The following is a 12,813-nucleotide window of genomic DNA, read 5'->3' as shown; positions in this document are numbered from 1 at the left end:
GCGCCCAAGGCCATGACTCGAACAGCCTGGGCGGGGCCACGCAGGCTTTGCGCGGCCCCGTCGGAACCTACGCCAGCGGGGTGGTGCGGGTGCCGTGGCGACGGCGGCGGGTGAGCACCAGCAGGGTGGCGCCGACCAGGACCACACCGGCGCCGGCACCGGTCAGCAGGGCGGTGTTCCCGCCGGTCACCGGCAGGCCGCCACCGCCACCGGAATCCACCGCGGTGAACACGGTGAACGTGTCGGTGTTGTCGCTCGGATCCCGGTCCGGCGCAGCCTCCGGGTCGGCACGTACCGGGCTCGCCTGCTGAGGCAGTTCGGCGGGGACGTTCCGGGGGGTCTCCTCGTCGACCAGCGCCCGCACCTCCAGCCGTCCGCCTGGCAGGTGCGCCGGGGCGGGCGCGGACTTCGCCACCCGTACCGGGAACCGGAACCGCAGCCCCGAATACCGGTCGTCGTTCGGGTCGGTGTCGTCCTTGGCCGGGATGAGTGACAGGCCACGGTAGACGCAGGTGGCCTCGCGGCGGCCGGCGCCGTAGTCGCACCCGGACACGTCGCCCTCGAAACTGACGTGCTCGGGCAGCCGGACTGTCAACTCGATCTCGCGGACCACTGTCCTGCCCTGGTTGCCGATCTCGAACCGCAGGTCCCCCCGCCCACCCGGGACGACCGTGCCGACCCGCCCGGAGGCGTCGGCTGGTACGTCCCGGGCCAACGCGTACAGATCCGCGCCGACGACCGCGTCGCTGCCGGTGAGCCGGCTGAACACGCTGTTGTTGGCCGGCACCGGATCGGTCCCCGCGTGCCAGACGTATGTGGTGAACTCACCGAACGTGGCGATCACACCCCCGCCGAAGATCGGGAACGCCATGTCGAGGGTCAGCGACCGGCCCGGCCCCAGGTCCGGCAGGTCGCACTCCGTGCCGACGGGCACCAGACGGTGGCCGGGCGGGATCGTCGGCATCGGCGACGTCACCGGCCCGGGCCGGTCACACCAGGTGATCTCGCCCGCGTCGGTGGATTCGCCGTCGACCCAGCCGACCAGCCGCAGCCGGATGCCGGTGGCGGTGGCCGGGCCGTGGTTGGTGACCTTCAGAGTGGCGATCTTGCGTTTCACGGGGTTGGTGACCGTAAGGCCGCGGGCGGTGACCGACAGGTCGGCCGAACCGCTCGACACGGCGGTCGCGGTGCCGGCCGTTCCAGCCGGGGGCGCGGTGTCCGTCGTCGCGGTGTCGGCCGTCCCGCCCGGCGTGGGGTCGGCCGGTGCGCCCGGTGGGGACCCGGGGGCCGCCGAGGCGGCGCTCGCGGCTCCGGCGACCAGGCCGGCGAGGAGCAGCATCGCGGCTCCGGCGCGGTGGAACAGGGGACGGGTGTCACTCATGAATACGCACTGTAACCAAGATCGTACGGTGGCGTTGTCCCGTGCCGGCCGCTGCGTAATCTCCCATCTGCGGGCGTCGGCTTGCCGATGGTTGCCGAGGCCCGGCAACGAGCGGACCTGGTTGTTGACCGGGAGTCGCCCCTGTCGACCGGGGTGACTCCCGGCGCACGCTGGTGGTTCCATGCGCTGTTCCCGACTCCGTCAGGAGGCGGTGGACACCCGCCGTCCGGTGGTCCAGCGTTCGCACAAGGAGAGATGAGATGCCCGCCACCACGTCCGGCAACCCCGCACCGCGACACGTTGCCGTCATCGGCGCGGGAATGGTCGGCCTGGCCACCGCATGGTTCCTGCAGGAGCGGGGGATCGAGGTCACCGTTCTCGATCGGGACGACGTGGCCGCCGGCGCCTCGTGGGGCAATGCCGGCTGGCTGACACCCGGCATCACCACTCCGCTACCGGAACCGGCGGTGCTCCGTTACGGTCTGCGCGCCCTGCTGAGCCCGGCATCGCCGGTTTACGTTCCGCCCCGTGCGGATCCGCACCTGCTGCGTTTCCTGGCCGGGTTCGCGCGGCACAGCACCGCCGGCCGGTGGAAAACCGCGATGCGCGCCTACATCCCGATCAACCGACGCGCGTTCGAGGGCTTCGACGCCCTGGAGGCCGGCGGGGTCGCGTCGACGGTCAACGAGGCGAAGTCCTTCATCGCCGCATACCGGACCGAGACCGAACGGTCGAACCTGCTGGACGAGTTGGAACACATCCGCTCCGCCGGACAGGAGATCGAATTCGACGTCCTGACCGGCGCCGGGGCACGCGAGCTGGAGCCGGCACTGTCCGATGACATCGGCGCCGCCATCCGCCTCCACGGCCAGCGATTCGTCGACCCGGGGCACTACGTTCACGCGCTCGCGGCCTCGGTCCGGGCCCGGGGCGGCTCGCTGATGCCGAAGACGGACGTCGTGGAGATTCGCGATGACAGGCCGGGGGTGCGGGTCGTGACCGGGGCCGGCCCATCTGACAGATATGACGCGGTGGTACTGGCCGGTGGTGCGTGGATCGGCAAGCTGGCACGCCGTTTCGGGGTCCGGACGACCGTACAGGCCGGTCGTGGATACAGCTTCAGCGTCGGGATCGAACATCTCCCGGCCGGCCCGGTCTACTTTCCCGCGCAACGGGTGGCGTGCACTCCGCTGGGAGACCGCCTCCGGGTAGCCGGGATGATGGAATTCCGTTCGGCCGACGCGCCCCTCGATCCGCGACGCATCGCGGCCATCGCCGACGCGGCACGCCCGCTGCTGAGGAACGCCGACCTGAACGCCCGCACCGACGAGTGGGTCGGCGCCCGTCCCTGCACCCCTGACGGAATGCCCCTGATCGGTCCGACCAGGTCACCGCGGGTCTACCTGGCGGGCGGCCACGGCATGTGGGGTATCACCCTCGGCCCGATCACCGGCAAGCTGCTGGCCGAGCAGATCGCCACCGGCAGACAACCCGCCGAGACCCGCCCTTTCACCCCGCTCCGGTGAGGCCTGTCCCGTCGAGGCCACCTGTTCGAGTTGCCGGCCGTCGACAATGCGCACGGTGGTTCGCGGACGGATCCGGCGATGGCCGGACGGGGGGCGTGGGCGGTTACCGACCGCTGGTCGTCGCGGACGTCACCGGAGCAGAAAGGTTCAGGCATTCGAGTACGAACCGCAGTCGGTTGCGCGGGTCGACGCGAGGCAGTTCGATCAGCTGGTAGCCGCGCCGGCTGTAGGCCTCGACGATCGCCTCGGAGGTCTGCCGCGCCTCCACGAGGGTCTGGCGTCGCTCGGCATCGTTGCGGTAGATCTCGGGCCACCACGGCGCGAGGAAGACCTGAGGCCGGTACCGGAAGGCCGCGATCGCGGCCTCGACGTGTGGGGGTACCGGGCCTGAGGCCAGCCGGTAGTGGGCCGCCAGGCTCGGCAGCGCGTGGTCGAAGAACACCGGCTCCGGCTGGTTGAGCGCCCAGCGGTAGGAGCGCAGATCCCAGCACAGGTTCAGTTCGGCGCGTAGCGCCGGGTCGGCCACGGCCGGCCCACCGATTGCGGTCTGATCTTGGATGATCGCCCGCCCGGCCTCCGGTGCGGTGGCGAACCCAGCCTCGTGCAGCAGGCTGATCAGAGTGGTCTTGCCGGATCCGGGACCGCCGGTGATGACGACCAGGCCGTTCTGGGGAGAGGTCACGATGCTTCCGTTCTCGCGGGTGGGATCCGCGCGGCGGCATGCCAGCGGGAGGGGCGACGTTCGCGGCAGGGAGGAAACGCCAGCGGGGGACGGGTCCACAGAGAGCTGACCGGCCGATCTGCGCGGCGATGAAGGTCGATCGCCAGCGTGAGGCAGAGGCCCAAGTCCCGACGGCGACGAGCACACGCCGTCATTCACCAACTTGCCATACCCGGAGAATTCTACCGCCACCGACGGATGGCACTCGTCGCGGTCATCGCAAGGTATGGATGGGGTTGTATATTTCCGCCATGGCTTCTCGGGTGCGCCTCGTGGTCCTTGCCGTACTTGGTGTGATGGCGGTGGTGTTCGGTGCCGCACCGGCGAGCGCGGTGCCGGCGGACGAGCCGCCACTGTTGTGCCTCGTCACGACCTCGACGGTCGCGTGGGACGGCGGCTACCAGGTGGACGTCACGATCAAGAACATCAGCTCCGGCCGGATCACGTGGCGGGGCAAGGTCGCGCCGCCGACCGGGACCATCACCGGGTGGGGCGCCACGTTCAACGGGGTCGGCGGCCAGCACACCATCGACCCACCCGCCCACGCCCCCGTACTCGGATCCAATGCCATCTCCAAGTTCGGCTACACCGGTACGGGCAGCAGCGTGGCCCTGCCCACGATCACCTGCAAGACGTCCGCCTGAGACCAGCGGTTCAACTGCCCGGACTTCGCCCACCCCGGTCGCGATGGACCGATGTTGTCGCTGGCATCGACCGATGTCAAGGTGATCCCGGGGCGTCATCCCGCGTCTGCGCGGCAGGCAAAAGTGGCGACGGCCCGTGGCAGCCCCCTCGTCGGGTGCCGCCACGGGCCGTGTGCGGGCGTCGGATCAGCCGGCGTTCGCCGCGCTCTCCGATGCGTTGTACAGGCTGTCGCCCTGGTAGCGGGCGGTCACCGGCTGGTCGAGGCCGCCGCTGACCGTGCCCTTGAACTGGGCGACCCCGTTACGGACCGGCGCGGAGCCGAGGTACGTGTCGCCGGCGTAGAAGTCGACCTTGCCGGACGGCGCGCGGTCACTGACCGTCACAGAGTCGACCTCGGCGGTCGCGGTGACCTTGGTACGGTGCGAGTTGCCGGCCGGGGTGCTGTCGACGTCCAGGCTCGTGGTGGTGGTACGGAACGCCACGGTACGCAGGTAGTCGTTGAGCATCTGCCGCCAGATGTCCCAGACGTGCACACCGTCGACGTTGTGCTCGGTTACCTCGATGCCGGCCGCGCGCCAGGCCTCGGTCCGGGCGACCGAGTTCGGGGCGATGTTCGCCAGCCAGTCCTGCAGGCCGGTGCCGACGTGGATGCCGCCGGGCACCGCCTTCAGCCGGTCGACCTGCTCCTGCGTCGGCGTCACCGCGCCGCCGGCGGCACCCCAGGCGGCGTGGTAGCCGACCAGGTCGGTGTTGTCGTAGAGGAGCGTGAGGGCGCGGGCGCCGCCCGCCGAGAGTCCACCGAAGGCGCGGTCGACGGCGCGGGTGGAGACGTTGTAGTTCTGCTCGACGAAGGGGATGACGTTGTCGCGCAGCTCGTCGACGTAGCCCTGGTTGCCGTTCGGCAGGCCGTTGAAGTCGGTGGAGACGATGACCATCTGCTGGGCCGCGCCGTCCCGTACGGCGTTCTCCAGGATCTGGTGGGCCACGCCCTCGACGGTCCAGTCGGTGGCGTTACCGCCGCCGCCGTGGCTGAGGTACAGCGTCGGGTACGGGGTCGAGCGCTTCGGGTCGTAGCCGTGCGGCAGGTAGACGACGACGTCGTGCTTGCCCGCCGGGCTGGTCGACAGCGGGGAGTCGTACCAGCGCTGCTCCAGCTTGCCCGCCTTGTTGGCGGCGACCGGTGCCTGGTAGTCGTTGTCGTAGCTGGGGAAACGCTTGCTGTTCGGGACGTAGACGCGGCTGAGCAGTGCGCCGGTGGCCTCGTCGTGGGGCAGCACCTCGAGCGGGTTGGCCGGGTCGGGGTGCAGGGTGCAGCCGCTGGCGGTGGGGCTGCTGCAGTCGTGCGTGAACGCGTACCGGAAGGTGCCGGACGGCAGCGGCGTGGTGAACGTCCACACGCCGTCCGCGCCCTTCTCCATCGGCAGGGTGCGCCACGGGTCGGCCACGATGTCACCCGGCTGCCACTGGGCGCCGGGCCGGGCGTCACCGCAACCCTGGCAGGTGACGCTCTCCGCCTTGGAGAACCACCACTCGCCGTAGATCTGGACCGACTCGACGCCGGCCGGGGCCTGGTATCTGAAGGTGACCGAGTTGCCGGTCGGTGCCTGGTTGGTCTGGACGACCTTCGGCCCGAGATCCGAGGCCGGTGCGGCGGTCGCGGCGGGGGCGGCGAGGGCGCCGGCGGCGGCCGTCAGGCCGGCGGCGAGCGACACGGTCAGTCCTCGCCGGAGTCGGCGTGCCGGCGCTGGTTGTGGGTGTGTAACGGGCATGTGCCTTCCCTTCATCGGCTGGTCGACCGAAGCGTTCGGGGGATGCCGCTCCGGGGACCGGTGGTGGACGTGGCGAGGTGACGGTTCGCCCCGGCCGCGGGTGAGCCCGTCCACATCGTTCGGTGTGGGCGTGGGCGGCCATGGCCGTCGGACCCGTCGCGGTGCGCGGTCGCGTCGGGTCGTCGGGCGTCGTCCACCTGGTGGTTGGCATGATCGTCACACAAAGGTGTTACCTTTGTAAATAGAAAGGTAACACCTTTGAGAAGGCTGGGGCCGGTCGCCGGACCGGGCCGCGGCGGCCGCCCGCTAACCTCTTCGCAGGACGGAGTGATCGGGGATCCCTTGATGGCCGAGGCGAGTCGCGACGCGGCGCGGGCCGCGGCGCCGGTGATGCACGGCGCTGTGCTCGATGCCCTCGGGCTGGAAATCACCGGCGGGCAGCACGCCCCCGGTACCGCACTCACCCTGGAACACCTGCAACAGCGCTTCGGCGTCTCGCGCACCGTGATGCGGGAGGTGATGCGCATCCTCGAATCGCTGAACCTGGTCGCATCCCGCCGCCGTGTCGGCCTGGTGGTGCAGCCGATGCACCGGTGGCGGGTGCTCGACCCACGGGTCATCCGCTGGCGTCTCGACGGCCCCGGCCGCGCCGACCAGCTACGTACCCTCACCGACCTGCGGGTGGCCGTCGAGCCACTCGCCGCCGCGGGCGCCGCCCGGCACGCCACCGCCGACGTGCGCGAGCGGCTGTGCACGTTGGCCACACGGATGCGGCAACTCGGCGAGGCGGGCGAACTCGACGCGTTCCTGGCCGCCGATGTCGAGTTCCACGCGCTGCTGCTGCAGGCGTGCCTCAACGAGATGTTCACCGCGCTGACCGGCGTGATCGCCGAGGTGCTCGCCGGACGGACCGAGCACGGCCTGATGCCGAAATGTCCCCGGCCGGTGGCGCTCGACCTGCACGACCGGGTCGCGGACTGCGTTGCGGCCGGCGACGCCTGGGGCGCCGAGACCGCGATGCGCGAGCTGGTCGAAGAGGTGCGCGACGCGATCAGCACCACCCCGGAAGCCGCCGCCGGCTGACCGGTCGGCTTCCTACGGGCTCATCCCGGACGCGGACCAGTCACCCGCCTCACCGGCCTTCGTCGAGCGTCTGCCGCAGGGTCACGGCGAACGCGTCCGGCTCGCCCGCCCAGCCGAACTCCCCGCCGAGGAAACCGCCGTGGTGGCTGGGGAAGACCACCGCCTTCGTGCCGAGCCGGTCGGCGACGGCGAGCCCGCTGCGGTGGGCCATCTCGCCCTCCGACTCGGCCCCGACGCCGACCACGATCCGGGTCGACGCCGCCCGCAGCGCCTCGAAGTCGTGTTCGTGGTGCGTGCAGGTGACGAGGTTCTGCCGGAACATCACGTCGTCACGGGAGCCGTCGTCGTCGGTGGGCAGGCCGAACGCGGCCGGATCGGGCGCCGGCCGGCCGGTGTAGTCGGCCGGGATCTCGCCCCGGAAGCCGCTGAGCGCCATGAACCTCGCCATTCCCGCACCGAAGCCGTCCTGTTCGTATGCCCGACGGACGTCGGTGATCGCGGCCAGCGCCGGCTCCCGATCCGGCAGCACCTGGGCGGCGGGAGGCTCGTGCGCCACCAGGAGGCGCACCTGCTCCGGGTGCCGGGCCACCAGCACGAGCGCGTTGACGGCACCGCCGCTGCTGGCGAAGATGTCGACCGGGCCGCCACCGAGGGCCTCGATCACCCGGTGCAGGTCGTCTGCGTGCTGCTCGGGTGTGGACTCGCCGCCGGTTTCGACGCGCGTGCTGCGTCCGGCCCCGCGCGGGTCGACGGTCACCACCGTACGGTCCGGGAAGTGGGCGGCGAGGCTGGTGAAGCCGGTGGCGTCCATCGGGGACCCGATCATCAGCAGCGTCGGTGCCGCAGCCGCCGTGCCCTCGCGGACGTCGTAGTGCAGAGTCGCCCCCGGCACGTCCAGGGTGTGGGTGCTTGCCTCGGTCATGGTGCGGCCTTCCATATACGTGAAGATGATGGGACGGTCGGCTTGGCCCGCGACGGGACCCGCAGGACGCGGTCGAGCGATTCGACGCGAAGCTATCACCCGCCACCGACGGAAACCGCGCTGTTCGACGGCTTCCACCCACGGGGCGACCCCTTCCCGGGCCGCCGGGGCGGGCCGCCGTCGGCATCCGGTGGGTTACGACGAGCCAGTCGGCTGGGGCTGCTTCGCCGCGTCGGGGGCGGTCGTCGCCGGTGCGGTGCAGCGCCGGAACTCGGGCAGCGCGAGCGCGATCAGGGCGGTTCCGGCGACGACCGCCGACCCGCCGATGAAGGCACTGGCGGCGGGGGAGACGAGCGAGGCGACCGCGCCGGCCCGGAAGTTGCCCAAATGCGGCACGCCGGCGCCGACGACGAACTCGGCCGCGCCGACCCGGCCGCGGTAGTTGTCCGGGGTGGCGAGTTGGACCAGCGCGGTCTGCATGATGACACTGAGTACGTCGGCCACCCCGGCGACGACGAGCAGGGCGAGCGCCAGCCACAGGTAAGTCGTCAGCCCGAAGCAGGCCAGGCTCGCCCCCCACACCGCGGCGGCGACGAGGATGCCCCGGCCCGGCCGTCTGATCCGGCCGATCGGCCCGGACAACAGCGCCCCGATGACGCCGCCGACCGCTGGCGCCGCGGTGAGCAGTCCGAGCGTCTGCGGGCTGCCCCCGAAGTGGGCGGCGTTGATCGCCGGGAACAGGGCGAACGGCATGCCGAGCAGGGTGGCGTTGATGTCGGTGAGGAACGCGCCGGCAATCACCCGGCTGCGGCGGATGAAGGTCAGCCCTTCCCCGATGGCGCGCAGGTTCGGTCGCGCGGTCTCGCCCTCCGGCTGCATCGGCGGCAGCCGGAGCAGGCCGTCGAACGCGGCCACGAACGTCAGCAGGTGGACGAGGTAGGCGACCGTGATGCCCCACCCGGCGACCAGCGCGCCCGCGACCATCGGGCCGGTGGTGAGGCTGGCGTGCATGGCGAGCATGTTGAGGGCCGCGCCGGCGGGGACCAGGCGGGGGGCGAGCAGCCGGGCCAGGAACGTTCGCCGGACCGGTCCGCCGACCGCGTTGACCGTCGCGCCGGCCGCCACCAGCAGGTACAACAACCAGAGCTGCTCCAGGCCGGCGATCGCCTGCGCGACGAGCCCGGCGGCGATGACCGCCTGGGCCACGCAGGCGACGAGCGCCAGCCGCCGGCGGTCCATGCTGTCGGCGATCGCCCCGCCGACAAGACCGAACAGGATCGCCGGCCCGGCGACGGCGAGGCCGACGGCACCGACCGCGAGCGAGGATTCGGTGAGGGTCCAGACCTGGAACGCGACCGTGAAGCTGGTCATCTGGCTGCCGAAAGCCGACAGCGTCGACCCGATCCACAGCCGGCGGAAGGCCGGTGCCTCCCGCAGCGGCGCCAGGTCGATCATGATCCGTCGCCACGTCATCGATCGCTACCGCCAGTTCCCGATCGTCGGGCCGCGGCCCGGGGAGATGTCCGGGAGACATGGTGGCGGTCGGACGGACCGAGATCCACGGATTTTCCGCCGCCGGAGCGGGAGCGGCCGGCGGCGATCGCCCTGCGTGCGGTCGCCGCGCGGTCCGATGTCGACGGTTCCGATCCCGGCGCGGTGGCGTCGACGAAGTGGCGCACAGGGCACGAAGATATTGATAAACTTGCATGTATTGCCGCTCCTCGTGTAGTAAGGCGGGAAGCACGTCTGGGTGCTGGTTTCCTGGAGAGGAGCGACGATGAACCTTGCCTTACGCCGCCTGCGAACGGCATCGGTGGCGCTCGCCGCCTGCACGCTCGGGCTGAGTCTGCTGCCGGTATCCGCCGCCGCCGAGGAGTACCCGGCCGCACCTCTTGCGCCGCAGTCACAGCGGGCACCCGAATCGGACCAGTTCTCGGCCGAGGGTGTCACCACGATCGGTGAACTACGCATCGTCGACGGCACACTGTCCGCCGCCGGGGACAGCCGGACACAGCTCATCCAGCACCCCGGCGCGACGTACATCAAGGTGCACTTCAGCTCTCTGCAACTGGCTGACGGCGACTACGTCACCGTGTCGAGCCCCGATGGCAAGGAGAGCTACCGGTACGACCGCCACCTGAACCGGGCGACCGGCTCGGACTACACCACCGACGGGCAGCCGGGCTTCTGGGCGATGTCGGTGGAGGGTGACACCGCGGTGGTGACGCTGCACAGCAGCCGCCCCTCCCGTGGCAACGTGGCGACCGTCGACCGGTTCTGGCGCGGCTACGACCGCGCGGAGATCGCCCGGCACAACCCTTCCACGCAGTCTGTGTGCAGCACCGACGCCCGCCGCGACGCGGTCTGCTACCAGAGCAGTCACCCCACCGAATACGCTCGCGGCCGGGCGGTGGCGCGACTGCTGATCAGCGGCGGTGGGCTGTGCACCACCTGGCGGATCGGCAACACCAACCGCATGCTGACCAACAAGCACTGCTTCTCGACGCAGGCCCAGGTCAGCGGCAGTGAAATGCAGTTCAACTACCAGTGCGCCACCTGCGGCGGCGCGAACCCGGGCGCCGGCACCAAGGTGAGTGGCGCCACCCTCTACAAGGTGAGCAGCGGCGGATCGAACCAGCTGGACTACACCCTGTACTCCGTGAACAACTTCGCCAGCATCCAGAGCTTCGGCACGCTCTACCTGGCGACGACCGCCACCACCACCGGCACGCGGATCTACATCCCCGGGCACGGCGACGGCAGCCCGAAGCGGCTGTCGATCTACGAGGACAGCCAGGGCGGCCCGACGTGCACCGTGCGGAACGCGAACTACAACACCTGGAACATCAGCTACAGCTGTGACACCTCCGGCGGAAACTCCGGCTCGCCGGTGCTGAACGCCAACCACCAGGTCATCGCCCTGCACCACCTCGGCGGTTGCCCGTCGAACCAGGGCGCGAAGGCACACCTGATCTACAACGAGATCGCCAGCCTGATCGACAACGGCTGACGCCGGCCGGCCGCCACGCCTTCCGTGTCGGCGTGACGCCCCGCCACCCTTGCCGGGGTGGCGGGGCTGTCGCCGGCCGGGCTCAGCCCGCGTCGGCCACCTCGTCCCAGAATCCGCACTGGTGCGCGGCCCGGACGTCGATCGGAACGACGCCGCCCGGCCCGGGGGCCAGCCGCAGCGCGTTGGCCCGGGCCGGGTCGTGGCGTGACCAGCGCGGGGCGTCCCGGTGGTTCGGGTCGCCCCGCTGGGCGTACCCGGTCCAGTAGTCGACCATCAGCGTGGAGAGCGCCTTCTGCTGCGGCGTGAAGGCTGCGGGGAGGCCGAAGCTGGCATCCGTCATCCGCAGGTACGGCAGCTCCGCGCCGTAGGTGGGGCCGGCCGGCGTGACTGGACCACCTACGGCGAGGAGATCGACCTCGACACGGCCGCGCACGAACTCGTCGTCGCCTTCCACCTCGCCACCCGGCGCGACCCCGGCGACCACTGGGCTTGCCCGCCACCCACGGTGCCGGTCGGGCGTCTGTCCCAGACGGTTCTGTCGGTGGCGGGCCATGCGGCGGCGGGGATGCTCAGAGGACCGCGCCGGTGACGATCAGCAGACCGAGGACGCCCACGACGGCATTCCCGACCAGCACGGTGACCCGCTGCGCGCCCTGTCCGGTGTGCGTCTTGAGAGTGCTCCCGACGGCGACGAGCAGGATCTGCCAGGCGACGGACGCGAGGCCGACACCGACGATGAACGCCGTGGACGTCGCGCGCGTCTGCGACACGGTGCCGAGCCCGGTGGTGATCGCCGCGAAGTAGACGAGGGTTGCCGGGTTGATCATCGTCAGGGCGAGGAACGCCGTGAACCTCCGTCGCGGACCCGGGGAACGGTCGGGCGCCGCGGGCGCTGCCGTGCTGGAGAGTCCACGGACGAGTCCACGGGCGGCGATGCCGACGAGGGCGAGGCCGCCCACGACGGCGGGCCAGGGCGCGAGCCCGGTGACGACAGGGGCGGTGACCGCTCCGAAGAGGACCGCGACGGTGCAGTAGACGACGTCGGCGGCGGCGACCCCCGCTGCCGCGGTCCAGGCCCGGCGGATGCCGTGCTGGACACCCTCCTTGAGCAGCAGGACGCCGATGGCGCCCAGGGGGACGGCGACGGCGAGGCCGGCGAGGATGCCGCCGAGGAACGCCTTACTGATCTCCATACCGGGCAACGATCGGCCATCCCGCCGGAAGCGGCAGAGATTTTCGCGGTGTGACGGCTAGATTTGTGGTGTGGATGCGGTGGACGAGCAGATTCTCAGTATCTTGCGGGCAGACGGTCGCGCATCGTTCACCGCGATCGGTCGCGAGGTGGGGCTGAGCACGAATGCCGTCGCGGCCCGGGTCCGCCGCCTGCGAACGGTGGGGGTGATCGCCGGATTCACGGTCGTGCTCGCCGACGCGCAGCCGGATCCGGCAGTGGGGATGGAGGCGTTCATCGACGTACGGCTGCATCAGGACCGGGACTCCGAGGAGTTCCTGACCTGGGTGAGACGTGTCTCGAGCGTGGTGGACGCCGTCCACGTGACCGGCCCCTACGACTACCTGCTGCGCGTCCGGGTGCGGGACATGCCCGCGCTGGACCGGCTGTTACGCGCGCTCAAGCGCGACGGCGGCGTCATGCAGACACAGACGAGGATGGCGCTGCGCTGACGTCGGTCGGTGCTGCCGACCCGCCCGGGGCCCCCTTCACCGGCTGACCGCCATGGGGATGGCGTCCGACAGC

The 12,813-nt window shown here is 71.2% G+C and carries 12 protein-coding genes; 5 read left to right on the top strand and 7 right to left on the bottom strand.

What is annotated here, in order from left to right; genetic code table 11:
• Nucleotides 1–67: 67 nt before the first annotated feature.
• Nucleotides 68–1,381: an LPXTG cell wall anchor domain-containing protein gene (locus AB0M79_RS14680; protein ID WP_364212777.1), complete on the bottom strand. Its 1,314-nt coding sequence runs from the start codon at nt 1,379–1,381 to the stop codon at nt 68–70.
• A 260-nt stretch (nt 1,382–1,641) separates the two neighbouring features.
• Between AB0M79_RS14680 and AB0M79_RS14675 the strand changes: the two genes are divergently transcribed.
• On the top strand, nt 1,642–2,907 hold the full coding sequence (locus tag AB0M79_RS14675; RefSeq protein WP_364212774.1) for an FAD-dependent oxidoreductase: 1,266 nt from the start codon (nt 1,642–1,644) through the stop codon (nt 2,905–2,907).
• A gap of 103 nt (nt 2,908–3,010) precedes the next feature.
• On the opposite strand, the gene AB0M79_RS14670 is transcribed toward AB0M79_RS14675, so the two are convergent.
• On the bottom strand, nt 3,011–3,589 hold the full coding sequence (locus AB0M79_RS14670) for an AAA family ATPase (RefSeq protein ID WP_364212771.1): 579 nt from the start codon (nt 3,587–3,589) through the stop codon (nt 3,011–3,013).
• 290 nt (nt 3,590–3,879) lie between these two features.
• Between AB0M79_RS14670 and AB0M79_RS14665 the strand changes: the two genes are divergently transcribed.
• Complete coding sequence (locus tag AB0M79_RS14665) at nt 3,880–4,272, top strand: hypothetical protein (protein ID WP_364212769.1); 393 nt, start codon at nt 3,880–3,882, stop codon at nt 4,270–4,272.
• A 186-nt stretch (nt 4,273–4,458) separates the two neighbouring features.
• Here AB0M79_RS14665 and AB0M79_RS14660 read toward each other — a convergent pair whose 3' ends face one another.
• Nucleotides 4,459–5,985 (bottom strand): alpha/beta hydrolase-fold protein, encoded by a 1,527-nt coding sequence (locus AB0M79_RS14660; protein ID WP_364212766.1) that lies wholly within the window; start codon nt 5,983–5,985, stop codon nt 4,459–4,461.
• Nucleotides 5,986–6,387: 402 nt separating this feature from the next.
• Between AB0M79_RS14660 and AB0M79_RS14655 the strand changes: the two genes are divergently transcribed.
• Nucleotides 6,388–7,125, top strand: a complete 738-nt coding sequence (locus tag AB0M79_RS14655; protein WP_364212763.1) for an FCD domain-containing protein — start codon at nt 6,388–6,390, stop codon at nt 7,123–7,125.
• Nucleotides 7,126–7,174: 49 nt separating this feature from the next.
• On the opposite strand, the gene AB0M79_RS14650 is transcribed toward AB0M79_RS14655, so the two are convergent.
• Nucleotides 7,175–8,047, bottom strand: a complete 873-nt coding sequence (locus AB0M79_RS14650; protein WP_364212760.1) for an alpha/beta hydrolase — start codon at nt 8,045–8,047, stop codon at nt 7,175–7,177.
• A 195-nt stretch (nt 8,048–8,242) separates the two neighbouring features.
• A complete protein-coding gene (locus AB0M79_RS14645; protein WP_364212757.1) occupies nt 8,243–9,520 on the bottom strand; it encodes an MFS transporter in 1,278 nt (425 codons plus the stop codon).
• 304 nt (nt 9,521–9,824) lie between these two features.
• Between AB0M79_RS14645 and AB0M79_RS14640 the strand changes: the two genes are divergently transcribed.
• Nucleotides 9,825–11,057, top strand: a complete 1,233-nt coding sequence (locus AB0M79_RS14640; protein ID WP_364212754.1) for a trypsin-like peptidase domain-containing protein — start codon at nt 9,825–9,827, stop codon at nt 11,055–11,057.
• An 82-nt stretch (nt 11,058–11,139) separates the two neighbouring features.
• Here AB0M79_RS14640 and AB0M79_RS14635 read toward each other — a convergent pair whose 3' ends face one another.
• Together AB0M79_RS14635 and AB0M79_RS14630 are read right to left on the bottom strand one after the other, a co-directional pair.
• A complete protein-coding gene (locus tag AB0M79_RS14635) occupies nt 11,140–11,511 on the bottom strand; it encodes a hypothetical protein (RefSeq protein WP_364212751.1) in 372 nt (123 codons plus the stop codon).
• A 115-nt stretch (nt 11,512–11,626) separates the two neighbouring features.
• On the bottom strand, nt 11,627–12,250 hold the full coding sequence (locus AB0M79_RS14630) for a LysE family transporter (protein ID WP_364212748.1): 624 nt from the start codon (nt 12,248–12,250) through the stop codon (nt 11,627–11,629).
• A 70-nt stretch (nt 12,251–12,320) separates the two neighbouring features.
• Between AB0M79_RS14630 and AB0M79_RS14625 the strand changes: the two genes are divergently transcribed.
• The gene (locus tag AB0M79_RS14625) at nt 12,321–12,740 is read left to right on the top strand and encodes an Lrp/AsnC family transcriptional regulator (RefSeq protein WP_364212745.1); all 420 of its coding nucleotides are present in this window, start codon (nt 12,321–12,323) and stop codon (nt 12,738–12,740) included.
• The last annotated feature ends 73 nt before the right edge of the window (nt 12,741–12,813 follow it).

This window comes from Polymorphospora sp. NPDC051019 (genome assembly GCF_040683055.1).
In the GTDB taxonomy this organism is placed as follows: Bacteria; Actinomycetota; Actinomycetes; order Mycobacteriales; family Micromonosporaceae; genus Polymorphospora; species Polymorphospora lycopeni.
Note: the sequence above shows the minus strand (reverse complement) of the source record. Positions and strands in the feature narration are given on the sequence as shown.

Excerpts from the sequence above, each read along its gene's own strand:
- AB0M79_RS14680 (WP_364212777.1), bottom strand. The coding sequence starts at position 1,381 with ATGAGTGACACCCGTCCCCTGTTCCACCGCGCCGGAGCCGCGATGCTG.
- AB0M79_RS14675 (WP_364212774.1), top strand. The coding sequence starts at position 1,642 with ATGCCCGCCACCACGTCCGGCAACCCCGCACCGCGACACGTTGCCGTC.
- AB0M79_RS14665 (WP_364212769.1), top strand. The coding sequence starts at position 3,880 with ATGGCTTCTCGGGTGCGCCTCGTGGTCCTTGCCGTACTTGGTGTGATG.
- AB0M79_RS14655 (WP_364212763.1), top strand. The coding sequence starts at position 6,388 with ATGGCCGAGGCGAGTCGCGACGCGGCGCGGGCCGCGGCGCCGGTGATG.
- AB0M79_RS14650 (WP_364212760.1), bottom strand. The coding sequence starts at position 8,047 with ATGACCGAGGCAAGCACCCACACCCTGGACGTGCCGGGGGCGACTCTG.
- AB0M79_RS14645 (WP_364212757.1), bottom strand. The coding sequence starts at position 9,520 with ATGACGTGGCGACGGATCATGATCGACCTGGCGCCGCTGCGGGAGGCA.
- AB0M79_RS14640 (WP_364212754.1), top strand. The coding sequence starts at position 9,825 with ATGAACCTTGCCTTACGCCGCCTGCGAACGGCATCGGTGGCGCTCGCC.
- AB0M79_RS14630 (WP_364212748.1), bottom strand. The coding sequence starts at position 12,250 with ATGGAGATCAGTAAGGCGTTCCTCGGCGGCATCCTCGCCGGCCTCGCC.